The 19,979-nt window shown below is 67.9% G+C and carries 18 protein-coding genes; 2 read left to right on the top strand and 16 right to left on the bottom strand.

Annotated features, from left to right (window positions below; translation table 11 throughout):
* Positions 1-36: 36 nt before the first annotated feature.
* Together ISP17_RS12490 and ISP17_RS12485 are read right to left on the bottom strand one after the other, a co-directional pair.
* Positions 37-633 (bottom strand): YdbL family protein, encoded by a 597-nt coding sequence (locus ISP17_RS12490; RefSeq protein ID WP_404633595.1) that lies wholly within the window; start codon positions 631-633, stop codon positions 37-39.
* Between the two features lie 36 nt (positions 634-669).
* Positions 670-2,691 carry an AsmA family protein gene (locus ISP17_RS12485; protein ID WP_404633593.1) on the bottom strand — a complete coding sequence of 674 codons (2,022 nt, stop codon included), beginning with the start codon at positions 2,689-2,691 and terminating at the stop codon, positions 670-672.
* Positions 2,692-2,736: 45 nt separating this feature from the next.
* Here ISP17_RS12485 and ISP17_RS12480 point away from each other — a divergent pair, with 45 nt between their 5' ends.
* Positions 2,737-3,495 carry a response regulator gene (locus ISP17_RS12480; RefSeq protein ID WP_404633591.1) on the top strand — a complete coding sequence of 253 codons (759 nt, stop codon included), beginning with the start codon at positions 2,737-2,739 and terminating at the stop codon, positions 3,493-3,495.
* Between the two features lie 28 nt (positions 3,496-3,523).
* On the opposite strand, the gene recO is transcribed toward ISP17_RS12480, so the two are convergent.
* From recO to ISP17_RS12425, 11 genes are all read right to left on the bottom strand, one after another.
* Positions 3,524-4,234 (bottom strand): DNA repair protein RecO, encoded by a 711-nt coding sequence (gene recO, locus ISP17_RS12475; RefSeq protein WP_404633590.1) that lies wholly within the window; start codon positions 4,232-4,234, stop codon positions 3,524-3,526.
* A 28-nt stretch (positions 4,235-4,262) separates the two neighbouring features.
* Entirely contained in the window at positions 4,263-5,210 is a 948-nt protein-coding gene (gene era / locus ISP17_RS12470; protein ID WP_404633589.1) for a GTPase Era, read from the bottom strand.
* An 86-nt stretch (positions 5,211-5,296) separates the two neighbouring features.
* Positions 5,297-5,956 (bottom strand): ribonuclease III, encoded by a 660-nt coding sequence (rnc, locus tag ISP17_RS12465; RefSeq protein WP_404633587.1) that lies wholly within the window; start codon positions 5,954-5,956, stop codon positions 5,297-5,299.
* 3 nt (positions 5,957-5,959) lie between these two features.
* Positions 5,960-6,340 carry a DUF4845 domain-containing protein gene (locus ISP17_RS12460; RefSeq protein WP_404633585.1) on the bottom strand — a complete coding sequence of 127 codons (381 nt, stop codon included), beginning with the start codon at positions 6,338-6,340 and terminating at the stop codon, positions 5,960-5,962.
* Between the two features lie 137 nt (positions 6,341-6,477).
* A complete protein-coding gene (gene lepB, locus ISP17_RS12455) occupies positions 6,478-7,428 on the bottom strand; it encodes a signal peptidase I (protein WP_404633583.1) in 951 nt (316 codons plus the stop codon).
* A 72-nt stretch (positions 7,429-7,500) separates the two neighbouring features.
* The gene (lepA, locus tag ISP17_RS12450; protein ID WP_404633581.1) at positions 7,501-9,291 is read right to left on the bottom strand and encodes a translation elongation factor 4; all 1,791 of its coding nucleotides are present in this window, start codon (positions 9,289-9,291) and stop codon (positions 7,501-7,503) included.
* Positions 9,292-9,436: 145 nt separating this feature from the next.
* On the bottom strand, positions 9,437-10,918 hold the full coding sequence (locus ISP17_RS12445) for a DegQ family serine endoprotease (protein WP_404633579.1): 1,482 nt from the start codon (positions 10,916-10,918) through the stop codon (positions 9,437-9,439).
* Positions 10,919-11,033: 115 nt separating this feature from the next.
* Entirely contained in the window at positions 11,034-11,672 is a 639-nt protein-coding gene (locus tag ISP17_RS12440) for a sigma-E factor negative regulatory protein (protein ID WP_404633577.1), read from the bottom strand.
* Positions 11,669-12,262 carry an RNA polymerase sigma factor RpoE gene (gene rpoE, locus ISP17_RS12435; RefSeq protein ID WP_404633575.1) on the bottom strand — a complete coding sequence of 198 codons (594 nt, stop codon included), beginning with the start codon at positions 12,260-12,262 and terminating at the stop codon, positions 11,669-11,671. Before rpoE ends, ISP17_RS12440 begins: the two co-directional genes overlap by 4 nt.
* 132 nt (positions 12,263-12,394) lie before the next feature.
* Entirely contained in the window at positions 12,395-14,977 is a 2,583-nt protein-coding gene (locus ISP17_RS12430; RefSeq protein WP_404633573.1) for a putative bifunctional diguanylate cyclase/phosphodiesterase, read from the bottom strand.
* The gene (locus tag ISP17_RS12425; RefSeq protein ID WP_404633571.1) at positions 14,977-15,471 is read right to left on the bottom strand and encodes a hypothetical protein; all 495 of its coding nucleotides are present in this window, start codon (positions 15,469-15,471) and stop codon (positions 14,977-14,979) included. The genes ISP17_RS12430 and ISP17_RS12425 overlap by 1 nt, the downstream gene beginning before the upstream one ends.
* Positions 15,472-15,635: 164 nt before the next feature.
* Here ISP17_RS12425 and ISP17_RS12420 point away from each other — a divergent pair, with 164 nt between their 5' ends.
* The gene (locus ISP17_RS12420) at positions 15,636-17,708 is read left to right on the top strand and encodes a 3-hydroxyacyl-CoA dehydrogenase NAD-binding domain-containing protein (RefSeq protein WP_404633569.1); all 2,073 of its coding nucleotides are present in this window, start codon (positions 15,636-15,638) and stop codon (positions 17,706-17,708) included.
* Positions 17,709-17,744: 36 nt separating this feature from the next.
* Here the strand turns inward: ISP17_RS12420 and ISP17_RS12415 are convergent, their stop codons facing one another.
* Genes ISP17_RS12415 through ISP17_RS12405 form a run of 3 tightly spaced genes read right to left on the bottom strand, consistent with a single transcriptional unit; the run spans position 17,745 to position 19,952 of the window.
* Complete coding sequence (locus ISP17_RS12415; RefSeq protein WP_404633567.1) at positions 17,745-18,359, bottom strand: DUF2058 domain-containing protein; 615 nt, start codon at positions 18,357-18,359, stop codon at positions 17,745-17,747.
* Positions 18,360-18,384: 25 nt separating this feature from the next.
* Positions 18,385-18,609 (bottom strand): SlyX family protein, encoded by a 225-nt coding sequence (locus ISP17_RS12410; protein ID WP_404633565.1) that lies wholly within the window; start codon positions 18,607-18,609, stop codon positions 18,385-18,387.
* A gap of 2 nt (positions 18,610-18,611) precedes the next feature.
* Entirely contained in the window at positions 18,612-19,952 is a 1,341-nt protein-coding gene (locus ISP17_RS12405) for a UDP-glucose dehydrogenase family protein (RefSeq protein ID WP_404633563.1), read from the bottom strand.
* Positions 19,953-19,979: the final 27 nt, after the last annotated feature.

Here is a 19,979-nt window from a genome sequence, read left to right as displayed (position 1 = left end):
ACCCGGGCGCGGGATGCGGATGGGACCCGCGGGCGCTTATTTGCGCTTCCAGGCGCCCGCAGCGTCCTGATAATACCAGCCGGCCGGCGCACGCTCGATCCAGCCCTTGGCGAACGTGGCACGGATCTGCGGCTCCCACTCGGGGTGGCCGTTGGCGCTGGCAACCTCGCGATACAGCGCGGCGCGGTCGCGGTTCTCCTCCGCCACGGTAGCGTTGACCTGGGCGCGCTGGCTCAGCGGAACGGCCGAGGCGTCACGCACGGCGACCATGCCATCGTGGGTGAACCCCACGGCGCCGCTCTTGAACAGGTCGCCCAGGCCGCCGTTGAAGCGCGACTGCATGCGCTGGCGGATCGCCTCGGTGGTGGCGTTCTGGATGCGGATGTTCGGCGCATCACCGGCGTACGCCACCGGCACCAGCAGGTTCAGCAGCATCGCCGAGGGCTGTGCCTGCTTGGCCGGTGGGGGCGGCGTATCGGTCTTGGGCGCCGGCTTGGCGTTTTCCAGCACGGTGCCGATGAACTGGTCGGCGGCCTTCTGCGCCGCAGCTTCGGGAAAGTACACATTGATGGTGACGCAGCCGACCAGCGCCACCATCAACGTGGCCAGCAATCCGTAAACAATCTTGCGCATGATCAGCTCCGTGGGGTGGGGATGCAGGACAGTCGGTCAGCGCACTACCGGCGCGTTGCCGTCGATGGCGGCCTTGAGTCGACGGATCAGGGTGGGCCAGTCGACTTCGGCCTGATGCCCGATCACGTTCAGATGCGGCAGGCCGCTGCCGTCGACGATAGTGTAGCCGTCCGCCGTCGGCTCCAGCCCACTCATGTGGCAGACCGAACCCTGCAACCGGCAGTTCAAACCGATGCGGTCGTAACCGAAGGTCTTGAACAGCTTGAGAACGGCGCCCTGCAGCCCCGCTGCCACGCCGCCGCCACCGACCGAAGTGAGATTGTTCACCGCGCGCTGGCTGATGCGTCCACCCTGGCTGGCCAGCAGCTGCGCGTCGAACGCCACTGGCTGCCAGTTCACCAGGCGCAGGCCGTTGACATGGCCGTCCAGCGGACCGGTGATGGAACCGAAATCGAACACGCTGGTGATCGCGCCCAGATCGAGCTGGCGCAGCGCGATGTCGCCGGCCAGCACCGGGTTGTCGCCGAACGGCTGCTGCAGCGCGAGGCCGGTGATGTCGACGAAGCCGCCAAACACGTTGAGCGACAGCCCACCGGTGAGCACCACCCGGTCGCCGCTCACCGAGAGCCCGGTGATCGCGCCGCCGAGCGTGCCCGGGAACTGCGGCCAGCCCATGGTGCGGCTGAAGGCCGCCATGTCCACCCCGGACACCGCCATCGACGTATCCAGCCGCTGGCCCTTGGCCGCCGCCGGAGCCCAGTCGAGATCGCTGATGCGCACCTGGCCGCCGAGCAGGCTCATGCTCACCGGCTGCTGCAGCGACAGCACGCCGTTCTCGCTCTGCCAGTGCGAGGTGGCCGAACCGTGCATCAGGCGGTACAGGCCCAGGCTCTGCCAGCTCAGGTTGGTCGCCTGGCGCCGTCCGCTGCGGCTCCAGTCGAGTCCGCCGCGCAGGCCGACCACGGCGAGTCGACCGTCGGCGTCGGCGAGGTCCACACCGTCGGTATCGAAGTCGAACGCGTGCAGACCGTCCTCGCGCAAGTCCAGCGTGGCGGAGAGCTGGCCGCGTGCCGTCATGTCGCGCAGGCCGTAGGTGGCCAGCCACGCGCGCCCGTAGCGCTGGTAGGCCATCGGCAGGCTGAGCTGCAGCTGGGAGAGGTTGAGCGACGCGAGATCGCCCTTGGCATTGAACGCGATCGCACCGCGCAACTGCATCGCATCGGGATCGCCCACGCGCAGCCGGCTGACGGTGATCGCGCCGCCACGCGCCTGCGCGTCCAGCGAAAGCTGCACGGCATGATCGGGCAGGTTCGCGTAGATCGGACCGAGCAGCAGCTCGCCGCCGCGCAGCGTGCTTTCCAGATTGATGCTGGCCGGACCGTCGGCGGTATTGAGCGTGAAGCGCCCGCCACCACCCAGACCCTGCGCGGCCAGCTTGCCGGTCGGAGAATCGAAACCCAGCGCGGACAGGTCGAACTGTCCGGACGCCTGGATGCCGTCGGTGCGTCGATCCAGCGCCACCAATGCATTCACCCGTCCGCCGGTCGCCCGACCGGACCAGACCGTTCCGATCAACCCCTGCAGCCAGCCGAACGGCAGATTCTTCAGCTCGATCTGGGCGTGGGTGGGCTGGTCCAGCGGCACCGCCGTGGTGGCCCGCGCCTTGCCCTGGCGAAGATCGACGAGCAGCGTATTGGCTGCCTGGTCCACCTGCAGGCTGATCGTGGCGTCACTCAGGGCGGCACCCGGTGCACGCAGGAGCTGCAATGGTCCGTCCAGTACCCAGCGGCCCTGCGGATCGCGCTGCAGCAGCGCATCGAGATGCAGGCCCACACGGCGCCAGCCCATCGCCGGAACATCCGCCCGCGCAGCGTCCAGCTGCAGCCGCAGCCCGCCGGTATCGGCCGGTGTCACCGCCAGCGTCAGCTGCTGCAGGGTGGCCCCCGGCACCGTCAGGGCCTTCGCGGTCAGGCTCGCACCGGCATGTGCCGGCGCGGCCAGCAGCACCGACACAACCAGCGACAGAACCCACGAAAGACGGCTTGATAAGGCACCCATGTCCGGCCATTCTGCCAAACTCTGCTGAACGACACGGATTTCGTCATGACGCACTCCCCTTTCGCCGGCTCGTCCGGCCCGCGCGCCGACATGCTCGCCCTGCGCATACTGGTCGCCGACGACGACGCGGCAAGCCGCCGTTTCCTGCTCGATGCCGTGCGTGCACTCGGCGCCGACGGCGCGGATTGCGTGGATGGCCGGGCCGCCCTGAGCGTCGCCAGGAATGAAGCGTTCGACCTGCTGCTGCTGGACTGCCGCATGCCCGGCGCCGGTGCCTGCGAGGTACTGACGGAGCTGCGCCAGGACGTCTTCGCCGCTTCGCGCGATGCCGTGGCGATCGCCACCACGGCCGAGCTCGATCCGGCGCAACGTCCGCAGCTGCTGCTCAAGGGCTTCAGCGACGTGCTCATCAAGCCCTGTCGCATCGACGACTTGCGCCGCGTGATGGCGCTGGCGCCGGCCTACCTGCGCCGGCTGCCGGTGCTCGATGACGAAGCCGCCCTGCTCGCCAGCGGCGATTCGACCACCATGTGTGCGCTGCGCCAACTGCTGCAGCAGGAACTGGTGACGCTGTGCAACGAGCTCGACCAGCTCGGCCAGAACGGCGCGGCCCTGCGCGACCGGCTGCATCGACTGCGCTCGTCTTGCGGCTTCTGCGGCGCCACCGCGCTGTCCGGCCATGTGGTGGCGCTGCAGCAGTTGCTGGGCACGCGCCCGGACCAGGCGGCATCGGCAGTGGCACTTTTCCGCGGCGTGCTGATGGAGACGCTGCGCGCGCTGGACCGGCCGCAGCAGGCGGCCTGAACTCATCCAGGTTCGCGCGGACCCGACCTCAGCGGCGCGTCATTGCCGCCGCCAGCACCTGCCACGCACGCAGCTCGCCGCCGCCGAGGTGGAAGCGGATGATCCCGCGCATCATGCCACGCAGCGCCTGCAGGCCGGCCGCCTCGGGCAGGCGGTCCTGCGCCAGTGCCAGCAGGGCATCGCCCGGCAGGGCGCCGGCCTCGCCCGCCATGCAGGGCAACGGCCCAGTCTCGGCCTGATAGCGGTAGTGCCCCTCCGGATCGATCGCCGCGCCGCTGGCGGCATCCTCGGTGAGCATCAGCGCGTAGCCGAGCGCCTGCAGGAGATCGCGCTCGAAGCGGCGCAACGTCCACGCCAGCGATTCGGTACCGGACAGGCGCGCGAGCGTGAGTGCGTAGGCGTCGAAGAGGTCCGGATGCGGATCCTGGCGACCGGTAAGTCGCACCACCAGCTCGTTGACGTACAGGCCGGCCAGGCCCGAATCGCCGATCAGCCGGCGCGGTGTGTCCAGCAGCTCGGCGCCACGCAGGGTAGCCAGCTCGCCGCGCATAAGCAGATCCAGCGCCAGACGCTGGAACGGTTCCAGCAGCGCACGCTGCGCGCGTCCTTTCTCGCTGCGCACGCCACGCGCGATCACGCCGATCCGCCCGTGGTCGCGGGTCAGGCACTCCAGCAACAGCGACGTCTCGCGATATGGCCGCGCGTGCAGGACATAGGCAGGCTGCTGGTCGATGCGCATGACGTGGGCCGCGGCGCGCGCGGCCGGATCAGTCGGTGTAGCCGAACTTCTTCAGCATGGATTCGTCGTCCACCCAGCCCTCGCGCACCTTCACCCACAGCTTGAGAAACACCTTGCGCTCGAACAGGCGCTCCATGTGCCGGCGCGCCGCGCTGCCGATCGCCTTGAGCTGGGCACCGCCCTGGCCGATCACGATGGCTTTCTGGCCGTCCCGCTCGACCCAGATCACCGCATGGATCTCGGCCACGCCGTCCGGGCGGTCGCTGAACTGCTCGATCTCCACCGTGGTGGCGTACGGCAGCTCCTGGTCCAGTCGCAGCATCAGCTGCTCGCGCACCATCTCGGCGGCGAGGAAGCGTTCGCTGCGATCGGTGACCTCGTCTTCGCCGTAGATCGGCGGCTGCACCGGCAGGCGGGCGAGGATCGCCTTCTCCAGCTCGGCCAGTCCCTTTTCCTTGAGCGCGCTGACGTAGTGGATCTCGTCGAAGGCATGGGTCTCGGCGAGCTTGGCCACGAAGGGCAGCAGCGCGCCCTTGTCCTTGCTGAGGTCAACCTTGTTGATCGCCAGCAGGCGGGGCGTGTCCTGCTCGCCCAGCGCGGCATAGACGGCCTCGTCCTCGTCGGTCCAGCGACCGGCCTCGATCACCTGCACGGCCACGTCGACATCGCTGATCGCCGAGCGTGCGGCGCGGTTGAGGCTGCGGTTCATCGCGCGCTTGGCGCCGCGATGCAGGCCCGGCGTATCGACGTAGAGGATCTGCCCGGCCTCGGTGGTGTTGATGCCGAGGATGCGGTGGCGCGTAGTCTGCGGCCGCGGGCTGACGATGGACAGGCGAAAGCCGATCAGCGCGTTGAGCAGGGTCGACTTGCCCACGTTCGGACGCCCGGCCAGCGCCACCGTCCCGCAGCGGAAGTCGTCGTGCGGCAGGACGGGCGCGCCGTCACGGGCGTCTGAGGGGTCGTGTTCGTGGGTCATCGGCTTGGAATCTGGAGGCGAGAAAGAGGGCTAGCATCGCGCCGGGGCGGCGCGGATGCCAGTGATGGGGCGTACAACGGAGTGCGTCAGGCGCGCGCGCGGTGCTCGAGCAGGCGGGCCAACACGCTTTCGGCGGCATCCTGCTCCGCCGCGCGCCGGCTGGAGCCGCTGGCCTGGGCATCCAGCGCCACCGGCTCGGCAATCGTGCAGCGTACGTCGAACTGCTTGGCGTGGTCGTCGCCATGGCTGGCGACCAATTCATAGCGCGGCAGCGACCAGCCACCGGCCTGGAGGTGTTCCTGCAGACGCGTCTTGGCATCCTTGGAAGAGCGCGGCAACGCCGCCACGCGCTCGGCAAACAGCCGGCGCACCACCTGTCGGCACGCTTCGAAACCGCCGTCGAGATACACCGCGGCAATCATCGCCTCGAACGCGTCGGCGAGAATCGACTCGCGCCGGAAACCGCCGCTCTTGAGTTCGCCGGGTCCCAACTTCAGGCGATCGCCGAGCTCCAGCTCGCGCGCGAGCACCGCCAGCGCCTGGCCATTCACCAACTGCGAGCGAAGGCGCGAAAGCTCGCCCTCGCTGGCATGCGGGTGGGCCTCAAACAGCATCTCGGCCACGACCATGCCGAGGAACGCATCGCCCAGAAATTCCAGCCGCTCGTTGTTGGGCCGCCCGACGCTGCGGTGGGTCAGCGCCAGCTCGGCCAGCGCGGGATCGCGAAATCGATAGTCAAGCACCAACGATCATTCGCCCAGGTTGCCCGGCAGCGCCACGCTGTTGTCGAAATGCATCAGGAAATCGATATTGGCCACGAACGGCACCTGTTTGTCGTAGCTCACCACCAGGGTGGAGGCGCCGTTGGTGCGCTTGATGGTGATGTCCGACGGCTGGATGGTGGCGTCATCCACGTACTGGAACCCCATCTTGAAAATCAGGTCGCGGCGGATGGTGTCCAGCGAGCGGCCGTTGGCGCCGCCGGTGGCGATCTGGTTCATCGCCTTCTTGACACCCAAGAACTCGATGTAGGACGGCACCAGCTTCATCGCCATGAAGCCGAAGAAGGCCACGACGACCAGGATGATCAGGAATCCGATCAGCGTGATGCCCGACTGTTTTGATTTCATAGTCCCCTCGCTAAGCCGACTGGCGGCATCCCCCGGTGATGGCCGATCGGCCCGTGCAAACCCTGCCGTCGCAATGCGTGCGGCGAGGGCGATTTTGCCCGCAGCGGGCGCGCGCGTCACGCGCCGGCCGTCGCAGATCAGTGGATCAACGTACCGATGCGCTTCCACGCGACCCCGCCGGTGTGCAGGCCCTGCCAGCTGAACCAGATCAGGAACGCCTTGCCGGCGAGGTTCTTCTCCGGCAGGCAGCCCCACCAGCGGCTGTCGGTGCTGTTCTCGCGATCGTCGCCCATCACCAGGTAGCAACCCTGCGGCACTTTGGAGGGCACCAATTGGTTGGGAATCGGATTGGTCGGCATGCGCGCCGGCATCCGCGCTACAAGGTGGTTGATGGTCTTGCCGTTCTCGCCCGGCAGGTGCTCGTTCCATACCGAGGCGCCGTAGTAAAGCAGCTCGGCATCCTCCGCGCGCTGCGGGTTGCCCACGTAGGGTCCCAGCTCGTCCGAAGCGACCGGCTTGCCGTTGATGACCACCTGGCTATCGCGTACCTCGATGGTGTCGCCCGGCAGGCCGATCACACGCTTGATCCAGTTCTGGCCGGGCACCGGCGTCAGCGGAGTCGGGCAGGCATGGTCCGCACCCGTGGCCGGGGTGGTGCCGTCCTCTGCCCCGCCGATGCGCTGGAAATGGCCGTCGGCATCGCGGCACAGGTAACCCGGGAAACGGAACACCACCACGTCGCCCCGCTTGGGCTCGCCGATGTCCAGGAACTTGTTGTTGAACGCCGGCAGCCGCAGGCCATAGGCGAACTTGTTGACCAGGATGAAATCACCAACGTCCAGCGTCGGCATCATCGAGCCGGACGGAATGCGGAACGGCTCGGCCACGAACGAACGCAGCAACAGCACCACGAACACCACCGGAAACAGCGAACGCGCCCAGTCGACCGGCAGCGGATCGCGGTACTCCACACCAGCCGCATCCAGCCGCGCCTTCCGGCGGCGGTACAGCAACGCCCGATCCAGTCCCCACACCACGCCGAACAGCACGGTCAGCCCGAGCAGGATGGCGGAAAAATCAAAATCCATGTGTCGCTCCGTCAGAAGTGAGTTGCGCCGATCGCCCGCGGCCGATGACCGCGTGGCGTGCGATGCCGCCCCTTATTTGTCCACCTTCAGCACGGCGAGGAAGGCTTCCTGCGGAATCTCCACGCGGCCCACCTGCTTCATACGCTTCTTGCCTTCCTTCTGCTTTTCCAGAAGCTTTTTCTTGCGGCTCACGTCGCCGCCGTAGCACTTCGCCAGCACGTTCTTGCGCAGTGCCTTGACCGTGGAACGAGCCACGATCTGCGCGCCGATCGCCGCCTGGATCGCCACGTCGAACTGCTGGCGCGGAATCAGATCCTTCATGCGTTCGACCAGATCCCGCCCGCGGCGCTCGGCGTGCACGCGGTGCACGATCAGGCTCAGCGCATCCACGCGATCGCCGTTGATCAGCACGTCGGTGCGCACGAACGGGCCTGCCTCGAAGCGGTCGAAGTGGTAATCCATCGAGGCGTAACCGCGCGACACGGACTTCAGGCGGTCGAAGAAATCCAGCACCACCTCGGCCAGCGGAATCTCGTAGGTGATCTGCACCTGGGTGGCCAGGTACTGGATCGAACGCTGCACGCCGCGCTTTTCCTCGCACAGCGTGATGATGTTGCCGATGTATTCCTGCGGCGTGAGGATGCTCGCCACCACGATCGGCTCGCGGATCTCGTCGATCTGCGGCACCGGCGGCAGCTTGGCCGGGTTGTCCAGCGACATGATGGTGCCGTCGGTCTTGAGCACTTCGTAGACCACCGTGGGCGCAGTAGTGATCAGGTCGAGGTCGTACTCGCGCTCCAGTCGCTCCTGCACGATTTCCATGTGCAGCATGCCGAGGAACCCGCAGCGGAAGCCGAAGCCCATCGCCTCGGACGATTCGGGCTCGAAGAACAGCGCCGCATCGTTCAGGCGCAGCTTGTCCAGCGCCTCGCGCAACGCGGGGTAGTCATCCGCCGAGACCGGAAACAGCCCGGCGAACACGCGCGGCTGCATGGTCTGGAAGCCGGGCAGCGGCTTGTCGGCCGGCTTGCCGGCGAGAGTCAGCGTGTCACCCACCGGCGCGCCGTGCACGTCCTTGATCGACGCGGTGATCCAACCCACCTCGCCTGCCCCGAGCTTGTCGAGCTTCTTGCGCTTGGGCGTGAACACGCCCACTTCGCCCACTTCATGGGTGCGCCCGGTGGACATCACCAACAGCTTGTCGCCGGGCTTGATCTCGCCCTGCATGATGCGCACCAGCGACACCACGCCGAGGTAGTTGTCGAACCAGGAATCGATGATCAGCGCCTGCAGGCGGTCGGTGTCGCGCGGCTTGGGCGGCGGGATGCGCGCCACGATGGCTTCGAGCACCTCAACCACGTTGAGGCCGGTCTTGGCACTCACCGCCACCGCATCGTCGGCGTCGATGCCGATCACCGCCTCGATCTCGCCCTTCACCTTGTCAATGTCGGCGGTAGGCAGGTCGATCTTGTTGAGCACCGGCACCACTTCCAGCCCCATCTCCACCGCCGTGTAGCAGTTGGCCACCGACTGCGCTTCCACACCCTGGGCGGCGTCCACCACCAGCAGCGCACCTTCGCACGCGGCCAGCGAGCGGCTGACTTCGTATGAGAAGTCCACATGGCCAGGGGTATCGATGAAATTCAGTTGATAGGTCTTGCCGTCGCGCGCCTTGTACGGCAGCGAAACGGACTGCGCCTTGATGGTGATGCCGCGCTCGCGCTCGATCGGATTGGAGTCGAGCACCTGGGCTTCCATCTCGCGATCGGCCAGGCCGCCGCAGATCTGGATGATGCGGTCGGCGAGCGTGGACTTGCCGTGGTCGATGTGCGCGATGATGGAGAAGTTGCGGATCAGTTCCATGGGCTACGCTGTCAGCTTGCACCGTCCGGCGGAGGACGCCGGCGGCGTGCCGCCGGGATGGCGGCACGAACCCGGCATTATCGCATGGAACGCCCCGCGCCCCGCGCCCGGCGACCGTCCCGCAGGAGGCCGCCGGGGCACCCGGTTACTTGCCGTCGGGCACCGTGATGCCGATGAAGCTGCTCTGCTCGCCGCGCCGCACCAGCAGCAGCACGGTGCTGCCCGCCTTGACGTCCTTGGTCGCCGCGCGGAAGTCGGCCACGCTGCTCACCGCGTGCTGGTCCACGCGCAGGATCACGTCACCGGCGCGCAGGCCGGCCTGTGCGGCCGCCTCGCCGGAGATGTCCGTCACCTGCACGCCCTCGCCCGAACGCAGGCCCATCTGCTTGCGATCGTCGGCGCTCAGCGGCCCCACCGTGAGGCCCAGCGCCTGCGATCCGGAGGTCTGCACGGGCGCGCTGCCGTCGGGAGAGACCGCGTCCGGATCGCGCGGTGCCGTACCCACCATCACCTGCAGCGTCTCGTGCTTGCCGTTGCGCAGCACCTCCACCGGCACCTTGGTACCGGGCTTGGTCAGACCCACCAGCGGCGGCAGGTCGCCTGGTTGATCGATGGTTTCCCCGTTGTACTTGAGGATGATGTCGCCGGCCTGGATGCCCGCCTTCTCGGCGCCGCTGTCCGGCGTCACCTGGGTCACTGCGGCGCCGGCGCCGCGATCGAGCTTGTAGACCTTGACCATGTCATCGGTCACGCCCTGCACCATCACGCCGAGCTGGCCGCGGGTGACGAAACCCTTGGCCTTGAGCTGCTCGACCGCGTTCATCGCCACATCGATTGGGATGGAGAACGCCACGCCGAGATAGCCACCGGTATTGGAGTAGATCTGCGAATTGATGCCCACCACCTGACCCTGCAGGTTGAACAGCGGGCCGCCGGAGTTGCCGCGATTGATCGGCACGTCGGTCTGGATGAAGGAGGTATACGGCTGGTCGCCGCCGCCGAGGTTGCGCCCGACCGCGCTCACGATGCCCTGGGTCACGGTGTAGTCGAAGCCGAACGGCGAGCCGATCGCCAGCACCCACTGGCCCGGCTTGAGCGACTGCGAGTCGCCGATGCGCACCGCCGGCAGCGTGCCGCTGGTACTCACCTTGAGCAGAGCGATGTCGTACTGCGGATCGGTGCCGACCACCTTGGCAGTCAGCGTGCGGCGGTCCTGCAGGCGCACCGTCACCTCATCGGCGTGGTCGACCACGTGGTTGTTGGTGAGGATGTAGCCGTCGCCGGAAATGATGAAGCCCGAGCCCAGCGAAGTGTGCTTCTGCTCTTCGGGTGAGGGCATCGCCGGCATGCCGAAGAAGCGCCGCAGGATCTCGGCCTGGTCGTCTGCGCCGGGGCCGCCGGAGCTGCCCGGCATGCCGGGCATGCCGGGCATGGTGCGGGGCTGCGAGCGGCCGTTGTACTTGGCCTCCACGTGCACGACTGCCGCGGCGTTCTGCTGGACGATGCCGGTGAAATCCGGCAACGACGAGGCCGGCGCGGCCGCCGGGGTCTGGGCCTGGACGCCGCCAGCGGCGGCCAGTCCGATCAACACGCTGCAGGCAAGCAGGCGCACGCTGGGACGACTCATGATCTCCTCCTCGATACGGGGTCAGGCAAGCAGGAACCACCGACGCGCAGGGCGCGCCGGGGTGTGAAGGGAAACATCGGAATGCGCACCGCGGCCACGAACACGCGGACACCGGTCACTGCGCGACGGCTGCCTCGCGCACGGAGCGCCGGGCCGCCTGACGCGTGGGATCGATCAGCAGCAGGTAGCTGCCGTCGGCGTTCTGCTGCGTGCGATAGCCATTCACGCGATAAGGCGAGAGCGACTGCTCGTAGGGCGAGATCGCATCGCCCGCCGGGAACGCCGCCTGCTGGCTGTAACGGAACGCGTTGGTGCTGCTCAGCCATGCGGGCACGGCGGCCGGAGCAGCCTGTGCCGGCAGCGCAGTCGGTTCGCTCACCCGGGCCACGGACGGCGCGGCCAGCGGTGCATCGACCGAATGACCGGCCGGCCGGCTCGCCATCAGCGCCACCACCGCAACGCTGGCGGCAATCGCACCGCCGGCGGAAAGCTTCAGCCAGTGGTTCGACCGCCGCTCGCGCGCCCCGGTGACCGCCGCCGTTTCGGCCTCGATGGCGCGCATCACCCGGTCGGCGAAACTCGACGAGGCGAGGGTGGGCAGTTCGCCGCGCAGGCTGGCCGACGCCACATGGAAGCTCGACCAGCGCACCTGCAGCGACGCATCGTGGTCGAGCCGGCGCAGCAGGAAGCGCAGTTCCTCGGCACCAAGCTCGCCATCCATGCCCGCGGAGAGTTGTTCGGGGTTGTTGCTCATGTCTGATCCTCGCGATCGGACAACAGTGGACGCAGTTTTTCGTCGATCGCCTCGCGCGCCCGGAAAATGCGCGAACGCACGGTTCCGATCGGGCAGCTCATCGTTTCGGCGATGTCCTCGTAGCTGAGTCCGTCCACCTCTCGCAGGGTGATGGCGGTGCGCAGCTCTTCGGGCAGAGCTTGGACCGCGGCAAACACGGTTTGTTCCACCTGCTGGCGCATCAGTTCGCGCTCCGGCGTCGCGGTTTCCTGCATGCGGTCCGAGCCGGGCACGAACACGGCGTCTTCCGCATCGATATCGTCGGCGGGAGGGCGGCGGCCCATCGCCACCAGGTGGTTCTTCGCGGTGTTGACGGCGATCTTGTACATCCAGGTGTAGAACGCGCTGTCGCCGCGGAACGAACCGATCGCCCGCCAGGCGCGCACGAAGGCATCCTGCGCGATGTCCTCGGCTTCGGCGTGGTTGTTGGAGTAGCGGGACACCAGCCCGATCACCTTGTGCTGGTATTTGCGCACCAGCAGGTCAAAGGCCCGCTTGTCCCCTTTCTGGACACGCTCCACCAGCGCCCGATCCAGTTCGTTGTCGCCCATCCGGGCCGTCCCCTCGGTTGCTGTGGCCACTTCGATCGCATTCTTGACGGAGGATGGAAGCCGCTTCAGACACGCTGCGGCGCCGCAAGTTCACCCTGCGACCTCAAGGAGGTGGGGACGTCCTGCCCCAGCTCAAGCGGCCGCTGCCCCCTCGCCTTCCACCAGCCGCTGGCGTTCGGCCAGCAGCCGCTCGAAACTGGCCTGCGGCAGCGGGCGGCAAAACAGGTAGCCCTGCAGCTCGTCGCAGTGGTTGGCGCGCAGGAATTCGAAGTGCTGCTCGATCTCCACGCCCTCGGCCACCACGCCGCGCTTGAGGCGGTGCGCCATTTCGATGGTGGCGCGCACAATCGCCTCGTCGTCCGGGTCGATGCCGATATTGCGCACGAAGCTCTGGTCGATCTTGATGCGGTCGGCCGGCAGTCGTCGCAGGTAATCCAGCGAGGCGGCGCCGGTGCCGAAATCGTCGATGGCGATGCGGCAGCCCAGGTCGTGCAGGCCGTGCAGGTTCTCCACCAGGTTGGGCACCTCCTTGATCGAGATGCTCTCGGTGACTTCCATCTCCAGCAGGCCCGGATCCAGCCCGGTTTCCTTCAGCACCCGCCCGACCACTTCGAGCAGGTCCGGCTCCATCAGCTGCACCGCCGACAGGTTCACGCCCAGGCGCAGGCGCAGGCCGAACGCCTGCTCCCACGCCTGCGCCTGGGCACAGGCTGTGCGCAGTACCCATTCGCCCAGCGAGACGATCAGGCCGCTTTCCTCGGCCAGCGGAATGAATACGCCCGGGCTGATCCCGCCCAGTTCCGGATGCTCCCAGCGCACCAGCGCCTCCATCCCGACGATGTCCTCGGTCGCCGCGTCCACCTGCGGCTGGTAGAACACCCGCAGCTCGCCATTGCGTTCGGCATGGCGCAGGCGGGAGATCAGCGCCACGTCCTGCTGCTGCGCCTGGTCCTGGCTCATCTCGTAGATCTGGAAGTTGTTGCGGCCAAGATGCTTGGCGGCGTACATCGCCTCGTCGGCATGCTTGAGCAGGGTGTCGGCGTCAGCCGCATCGTCGGGGAAAAAGCTCACGCCGATCGACGCGGTGACCTGCAATTCTTCGCCACCGTCCAGATGCAGCGGCGCCTCCATCACCTGCACGATCTTCTCGGCCACGCGCAGCACGTCGTCGGTCTTGATGATGTGCCGCAGCACCACCGTGAACTCGTCCCCGGCGTAGCGCGCGACCGTGTCGGAGGCGCGGATGGAACTGCACAGTCGCTGCGTGACCACGCGCAGCACCTGGTCGCCCGCGGCGTGGCCGTAGGTGTCATTGATCGCCTTGAAGCGATCCAGATCCACGAACAGCACGGCGAAGCACTCACCGGTGCGGTGCGCCTCGCGGATGATGGTGTCGAGACGGTCGTTGAACAGCAGGCGATTGGGCAGACCCGTGAGCGCGTCGAGCAGGCCTTCGGCACGGCCCTGCTCGCGCGTGCGGCGCAGTTCGATCGACTGCGCGAAGCGCGCCGCCGCGCAGCGCAGCACCGGCTCGACGATGTCCATCCGTCCCAGTCCGCGGCGACGCCCCACCAGCAGGGCACCGATGACGCTGCGACGCTCGTCCAGCAGCGGCAGGCCAGCGAAACCGGCGATCCGCAGCTGCTGCAGCAGCGGATCGTATTCGGCCAGGCGCTGGCCATCGTCGGCATGCAGCATGGCCTTGCCGCCCAGCACGCGGCGCAGCGAGGTCTGCAGCGCCGGATCGGGCCAGGCGATGTCCTCGCCGCGCCAGTGCAGCACCAGTTGCGAGGGCACCGCGCTGTCCTCGGGACGCGCCGACCACAGGGCGAGATAGTCCAGCGACAGCTCGTCGATCAGCAGGCGCGCGGTGGCGGCTTGCACATCAACGCTGCTGCTGGCCTGGAAGATGCGCGTGAGCAGGGCCAGCGCCGCTTCGCCGCGGGTTTCGGCGCGATCGCTGCGGAACGCCAGCGCCACCGCGTCCTTGCCGCGATGGCGCACGCGCCGCGCATTGGCCTGCCCGGTGTCGGCACCCTGCCGGGTCCGTCGCTGGCAGGGGTGCCAGCACCGATCGGCCTCCCGCAGCACCTTGTCGAGTTCGACGCCTTCGAACGCAAGACATTGCGCGAGCGGTTTGCCGAGCAGATCGGTCACGGACAGCTGGCTGTGCCGGAACACCGCAGTGTTGACGTCCAGCACGCGATCACCGGAGGGATCGACCACGATCCATTCGCTGTCGCCGTCCTCGTCGTCGAAGGCGAAGCGGTAGGCCAGAGCATCCTCCGGCGAAATCGCCGGGGCGATCCGTCCCGCCTCGGCTCCTCTGTCGCCGGGCGAACGCATGCGGGCGCGCTGCCAGCGCGCCACCAACTCACGCTCCAGATGGGTGCTGTCGAGCCAGTCGGTTACCGATTCGGGCAATAACGCCGGACCGATCTTGCAGTCGGGCGCGAACACCGCCAGCAAGGGCGCATCGCGGCAGGCCTCCATCGCCCGCAGTTGCTCGCAGCACGCGCGGGAGACGCGCCCGTCGCCCTCGAAAGCCACCACGAGCAACGCCACGGGGCCGCGCCCGGCCAGCAGGATCGCCGCATGCGCACTGTCGCGCGCGCTGAGAATGCGGTCGTGGTCCTCGCGATCGAGCACGTCGAACAGGCGCCGACGCAAATCCCGGTGCGAGGCGACCACCAACATGTCGGTCGGTGTGCTCATCACACCACCCAGCGACCGTCACGCAGGCGCGGACGCACCGGCAGGTCCAGCCGCGAGCTGATCCGCACCGCCGCCTCGCCGAGATGATCGACCAGCGCCTGCGGCGCATCGAGCAGCACCACGCGCCGCACGTGCCCGCCGGGCGCGCGGGCCAGCTGACGCAGCAGGGTCGCATCCATCGCCGACAGCGGGAGCTCCAGGTCCGACAGCAGGTACACGCCGAAGTGCATGCTCTGCTGCATGTAGCGCAAGGCATTACCCAGCCGTTGGCACCCCGGCACCCGCGCATGGGCATCGCGCAGGCTGCCCAGACCCTGGTCGGGCTGCCACAGGTAGACGGCCTGGCCGGTATGCCGGGCGATCGCCCGGAAGTCGTTGAGCAGCGCCGAGCTGTCACCACCCTCGAGCACGACCAGACCGCCCGGCGCCGCCAGGATGCGCTCGAAGATTTCTACCCCGGCCTTGGGCGGGCTGGACGCCATCATGGACTGCATATAGCGCGGTACGTTTGCGCACCGCCGGGCAATTGGCAATAGCGAGACGTGATGCCGTTGGCAGCCGCTTGCGACACCGCACAAACCGGGCCAGGCGCAATCTCGCATTCGACCGTCCGTGAGGGTATGGTTTGGAGCCCTTCCTCAAGCGACCGCCGCCTCCCATGTTCGAAGGACTGCGTTTCACCCACTGGAAGACCGGCGTGGACGATGCCGGCATCGTCACCCTCACCCTCGATCGCGCCGGCAGCAGCGTCAATGCGATTTCGCGGGCCGTGCTGGACGAACTTGAACAGATCGTGGAGCGTCTGGCGATCGAGAAGCCGCTGGGCGTGATCATCCATTCGGCCAAGCCCGCTGGCTTTGCGGTGGGAGCCGACATCAAGGAATTCGTGACCTACGCCGCGCAGGGCAGCGTGCGCGAGAACATCGAGCACGGGCAGCGCGTATTCGAGCAGCTGGCCCGGCTGCCCTGCCCCTCGGTGGCGGCCGTACACGGTGCCTGCATGGGCGGCGGCACCGAGCTGATCCTCGCCTGCCGCCAGCGTATCGCCGCGGACGACGAGAGCACCCGCATCGCCCTGCCGGAGGTGATGCTCGGCATCCATCCCGGCTGGGGCGGCACGGCGCGCCTGCCGCGCCTGATCGGCGCCACCGACGCGCTGCCCATCATGCTCACCGGCCGCACGCTGTCGGCGCGACGCGCGCTGGCGCTCGGCGTGATCGACCGCACCGCGCCACCGGCCGAACTGCTGGCCGAAGCACGCGCGCTGTTGCGCCGCCCCCACGCGCGCCCGTTCGCGCTGCGCGCCAAGGCCTGGGCCACCAACCTGTGGCCGGTGCGGCAGGTACTGGCGCCGATGGTGGTCAAGCAGACGGCCGCCAAGGTGCGCAAGGAGCACTACCCCGCGCCGTTCGCCATGATCGAGGTGTGGCGCCGCGGCGGCGGCTCGATCCAGCACCGCCTGGCGCTGGAAGCCCGGTCGGTCGCCAAGCTGGCCGATACCCAGACCGCACACAACCTGATCCGCATTTTTTTCCTGCAGGAACGCCTGAAGAATCAGGGCGCCGGCGTGGAGCACGGCATCGAGCACGTCCACGTAGTGGGTGCGGGCGTGATGGGCGGCGACATCGCCGCCTGGTGCGCGCTCAAGGGCATGCAGGTGACCTTGCAGGATCGTGAGATGAAGTTCATCCAGCCGGCGCTGGATCGCGCGCGCGCGCTTTACGAGAAGAAGCTCAAGTCCAACGACAAGGTGGAGGCGACACTCAAGCGCCTGCACGCGGATGTGGATGGCAAGGGCGTCGCCGATGCAGATCTGGCGATTGAGGCGATCTACGAGAACGCCGAGGCGAAGAAAGCGCTTTACGCCGCCATCGAGCCACAGTTCCAGGCTGACGAGATTCTCGCCAGCAACACCTCGAGCATTCCGCTGGCCGAACTCAGCGCCGGACTCCGTCAGCCGCAGCGCTTCCTCGGCCTGCACTTCTTCAATCCGGTGGCGCAGATGCCGCTGGTCGAAGTGGTGCGTCACGCCGGGCTCGACGAAACCGTCGAGAAGCGGGCGCTAGCCTTCTGCAAGGCGCTGGGCAAGCTGCCGATCGCCGTGAAAGGCACCCCGGGCTTCCTGGTCAATCGCATCCTCATGCCCTACCTGCTCGAAGCCCTGCGCCTTTACAGCGAGGGTGTGCCCGGTCCGGTGCTGGACCGCGAGGCGAAGAAATTCGGCATGCCGATGGGGCCGATCGAGCTGGCCGACGCCGTAGGCCTGGACGTCTGCGCCTCGGTCGGCAAGGAGCTGGCGCCGTTCCTGGGGTTGGAACTGCCGCCGGGCATCGAGGAGAAACTCGATGCCGGCAAGCGCGGCAAGAAGGACGGCCAGGGGCTGTATGTCTGGCAGGACGGCAAACCGGTCAAACCGGAGGTTGACCCCGACTACATCCCGCCCGCCGATCTCTCCGAACGCATGATCCTCGCCATGATCAACGAGGCCGTTGCCTGCCTGGCCGATGGCGTGGTGGACGATGCCGATCTGCTGGACGCCGGCGTGATCTTCGGCACCGGGTTCGCACCGTTCCGCGGCGGCCCGATCGCCTACGCGCGCAGCGAAGGGGCAGAAGTGATCAAGGGTCGACTGGAGAAACTCGCCCGCCAGCACGGCGAGCGATTCATGCCCAAATCGGGCTGGGATCTGCCCGCCCTGCACGAAGCGCCGCCGCTGCCCGCCAGCGCCTGATCATCCCGCCGCCCGGACCTTGGTCGGGGCGGCGTCTTACCAGATCAAGTCGGCGGGCACCCCGTCGTCGGACTCGCCCGCCTCGCCCGGCGACACCAGCAGCGCGACGACACCCGCATCGATCGCCCTGACCTGCTCGGCCAGCTCGCGTGTCACCAGCACATAACGCCCGGATTGCTGGATCACGCCCAGCTCGCCGGCGTTCAGCGACACCAGCTGCGCCGCGTCGACATAGATCCGGCGGATCTTGCCGCCGTACTCGAAGTGCCTCGCCTGATCGGCATCGGCCTTGTTGAGCGCGCGGCCCTCCAGCAACTGTTGCACCTGCGCCTTGCGCTCGCGCTTGATGCGCGCCTGCTCGGCGGCCTCATGCTCGGCGCGCTTGCGCTCGGCCGCTTCGGCCTGGGCGCGAATGGCGTAAGCGCGAGCCAGGTCGATCTCCGCCTGGTCGCGCGGCCGGTCGTTCGAACGAGCGTGTGGCCGGCCGTCTGGACGACCGGCCGGACGATCGCCCGGCTTGCCGCCCTTGCCGCCCGACTTGCCCGCGCCCGGACGCGCCGTCTTGCCGTGCGTTTGCGGCGGGCGCGGTTCATCCCGCACCTGTTTGACGATGCCGCTCTTCAGCAGCTGGTCGCGCAAGGAATCGCCCATGCTCTCGATCCGTATCCGTGCAGTGTCAGTAGTGGGGAGGCGGTGGTTCGTCGTGCGCGTCGCCGGACGCGCCGACTCGCACCGACGCCAGTTCATTGCGCAGGTCGCGCACGATGCGCTCCAGCGCCGCTATGCGCATGGCCTGTTCGGCATCGGCCGCACCGAGTGCATGCACGGTGTCGTCGATGAAGGTGAGCCGCACCTCCAGCTCCGTCAGACGCTGCTCCAGGTCGGGACGCTCGTCGGCCACGGTCAGCTCCGCGCGAGGCTGCGGCCGCGGCCGATGCCGTAGTACGCCAGGCCCGCCTCTTCGACGGCAGCCGGGTCGTAGAGGTTGCGGCCGTCGAAGATCACCGGCGTCGCCAGCGTGCCGCGAATGCGGGCGAAATCGGGACTGCGGAACGCCTTCCACTCGGTCACGATGGCCAGTGCGTCCGCGCCGTCGAGCGCATCGTAAGGATGCTCGCAGAGCACCAGATCGCCGCGGTCGCCATAGATCCGGCGGGTTTCCTCGGCCGCTTCCGGATCGAAAGCACGCACGCGGGCGCCCGCCGCCCACAGCATTTCCATCAGGCGCCGGCTGGACGCCTCGCGCATGTCGTCAGTGTTCGGCTTGAACGCCAGTCCCCACAGGGCGATGGTCTTGCCGGCGAGCTGGCCGCCGAAGTGACGCTGGATCAGCTCGAACAGCTTGGCCTTCTGCTCGTGGTTGACCTGCTCGACCGCACCCAGCAGCCGGGCCTCGTACCCGTGGGCGTGCGCGGTGCGCTCGAGCGCCTGCACATCCTTGGGAAAGCACGAGCCGCCGTAACCGGCACCCGGATAGATGAAGTGATAGCCGATGCGCGGGTCCGAGCCGATGCCCTGGCGCACCAGCTCCACGTCGGCACCGACCCGCTCGGCGATGTTGGCGATCTCGTTCATGAAGCTGATCTTGGTCGCCAGCATCGCGTTGGCGGCGTACTTGGTCAGCTCGGCCGAGCGCACGTCCATCAGCACGGTGCGGTCGTGGTTGCGGTTGAACGGCGCGTACAGCTTGCGCATGGCGGCGATGGCGCGCGGGCTGTCGCTACCGATCACGATGCGGTCGGGGCGCAGGCAATCCTCGACGGCATCACCCTCCTTGAGAAACTCGGGATTCGAAACGACGTCGTAGTCCACTGTCACGCCACGTGCAGTCAGCTCTTCGGCGATCGCCTGGCGTACCCGGTCGGCCGTCCCCACCGGCACGGTGGACTTGTTGACCACCACCGCATAACGGTCCAGCTGTCGCCCGATGGTGCGCGCCACCGCCAGCACGTACTGCAGGTCGGCGCTGCCATCCTCGTCGGGTGGCGTGCCTACCGCGATGAAAATGATGTCGCCATGGACGATCGCCGGGGTCGCATCGGTGGTGAAGGCGAGGCGGCCTTCGGCAAAATTCCCTTTCACGAGCGGCTCGAGGCCCGGCTCGTAGATGGGAATGTCGCCTTGCTTGAGACGCTCCACCTTGCCGGCATCGATGTCCACGCAAACCACGTGGTTGCCCATTTCCGCCAGGCAGGCACCGGTGACGAGGCCGACGTAGCCGGTGCCGAAGATGGTGACTTTCATCGCTGCCCAATTCCCTATGCAATCAAA

The sequence above is a fragment of the Dyella ginsengisoli genome, from assembly GCF_044904665.1.
GTDB lineage: Bacteria > Pseudomonadota > Gammaproteobacteria > Xanthomonadales > Rhodanobacteraceae > Dyella_A > Dyella_A ginsengisoli.
The sequence above is the reverse complement of the archived record's forward strand: the minus strand, read 5'-3'. Positions and strand labels throughout refer to the sequence as shown.

What these genes read in the sequence shown, in the direction of transcription:
- ISP17_RS12415 (WP_404633567.1), bottom strand. Translation starts at nt 18,359, where the DNA reads ATGGGCGATTCCTTGCGCGACCAGCTGCTGAAGAGCGGCATCGTCAAA.
- ISP17_RS12440 (WP_404633577.1), bottom strand. Translation starts at nt 11,672, where the DNA reads ATGAGCAACAACCCCGAACAACTCTCCGCGGGCATGGATGGCGAGCTT.
- ISP17_RS12490 (WP_404633595.1), bottom strand. Translation starts at nt 633, where the DNA reads ATGCGCAAGATTGTTTACGGATTGCTGGCCACGTTGATGGTGGCGCTG.
- era (WP_404633589.1), bottom strand. Translation starts at nt 5,210, where the DNA reads ATGACCCACGAACACGACCCCTCAGACGCCCGTGACGGCGCGCCCGTC.
- ISP17_RS12445 (WP_404633579.1), bottom strand. Translation starts at nt 10,918, where the DNA reads ATGAGTCGTCCCAGCGTGCGCCTGCTTGCCTGCAGCGTGTTGATCGGA.
- ISP17_RS12420 (WP_404633569.1), top strand. Translation starts at nt 15,636, where the DNA reads ATGTTCGAAGGACTGCGTTTCACCCACTGGAAGACCGGCGTGGACGAT.
- lepA (WP_404633581.1), bottom strand. Translation starts at nt 9,291, where the DNA reads ATGGAACTGATCCGCAACTTCTCCATCATCGCGCACATCGACCACGGC.
- ISP17_RS12425 (WP_404633571.1), bottom strand. Translation starts at nt 15,471, where the DNA reads ATGCAGTCCATGATGGCGTCCAGCCCGCCCAAGGCCGGGGTAGAAATC.
- ISP17_RS12485 (WP_404633593.1), bottom strand. Translation starts at nt 2,691, where the DNA reads ATGGGTGCCTTATCAAGCCGTCTTTCGTGGGTTCTGTCGCTGGTTGTG.
- ISP17_RS12430 (WP_404633573.1), bottom strand. Translation starts at nt 14,977, where the DNA reads ATGAGCACACCGACCGACATGTTGGTGGTCGCCTCGCACCGGGATTTG.
- rpoE (WP_404633575.1), bottom strand. Translation starts at nt 12,262, where the DNA reads ATGGGCGACAACGAACTGGATCGGGCGCTGGTGGAGCGTGTCCAGAAA.
- recO (WP_404633590.1), bottom strand. Translation starts at nt 4,234, where the DNA reads ATGCGCATCGACCAGCAGCCTGCCTATGTCCTGCACGCGCGGCCATAT.
- lepB (WP_404633583.1), bottom strand. Translation starts at nt 7,428, where the DNA reads ATGGATTTTGATTTTTCCGCCATCCTGCTCGGGCTGACCGTGCTGTTC.
- ISP17_RS12405 (WP_404633563.1), bottom strand. Translation starts at nt 19,952, where the DNA reads ATGAAAGTCACCATCTTCGGCACCGGCTACGTCGGCCTCGTCACCGGT.
- ISP17_RS12460 (WP_404633585.1), bottom strand. Translation starts at nt 6,340, where the DNA reads ATGAAATCAAAACAGTCGGGCATCACGCTGATCGGATTCCTGATCATC.
- ISP17_RS12480 (WP_404633591.1), top strand. Translation starts at nt 2,737, where the DNA reads ATGACGCACTCCCCTTTCGCCGGCTCGTCCGGCCCGCGCGCCGACATG.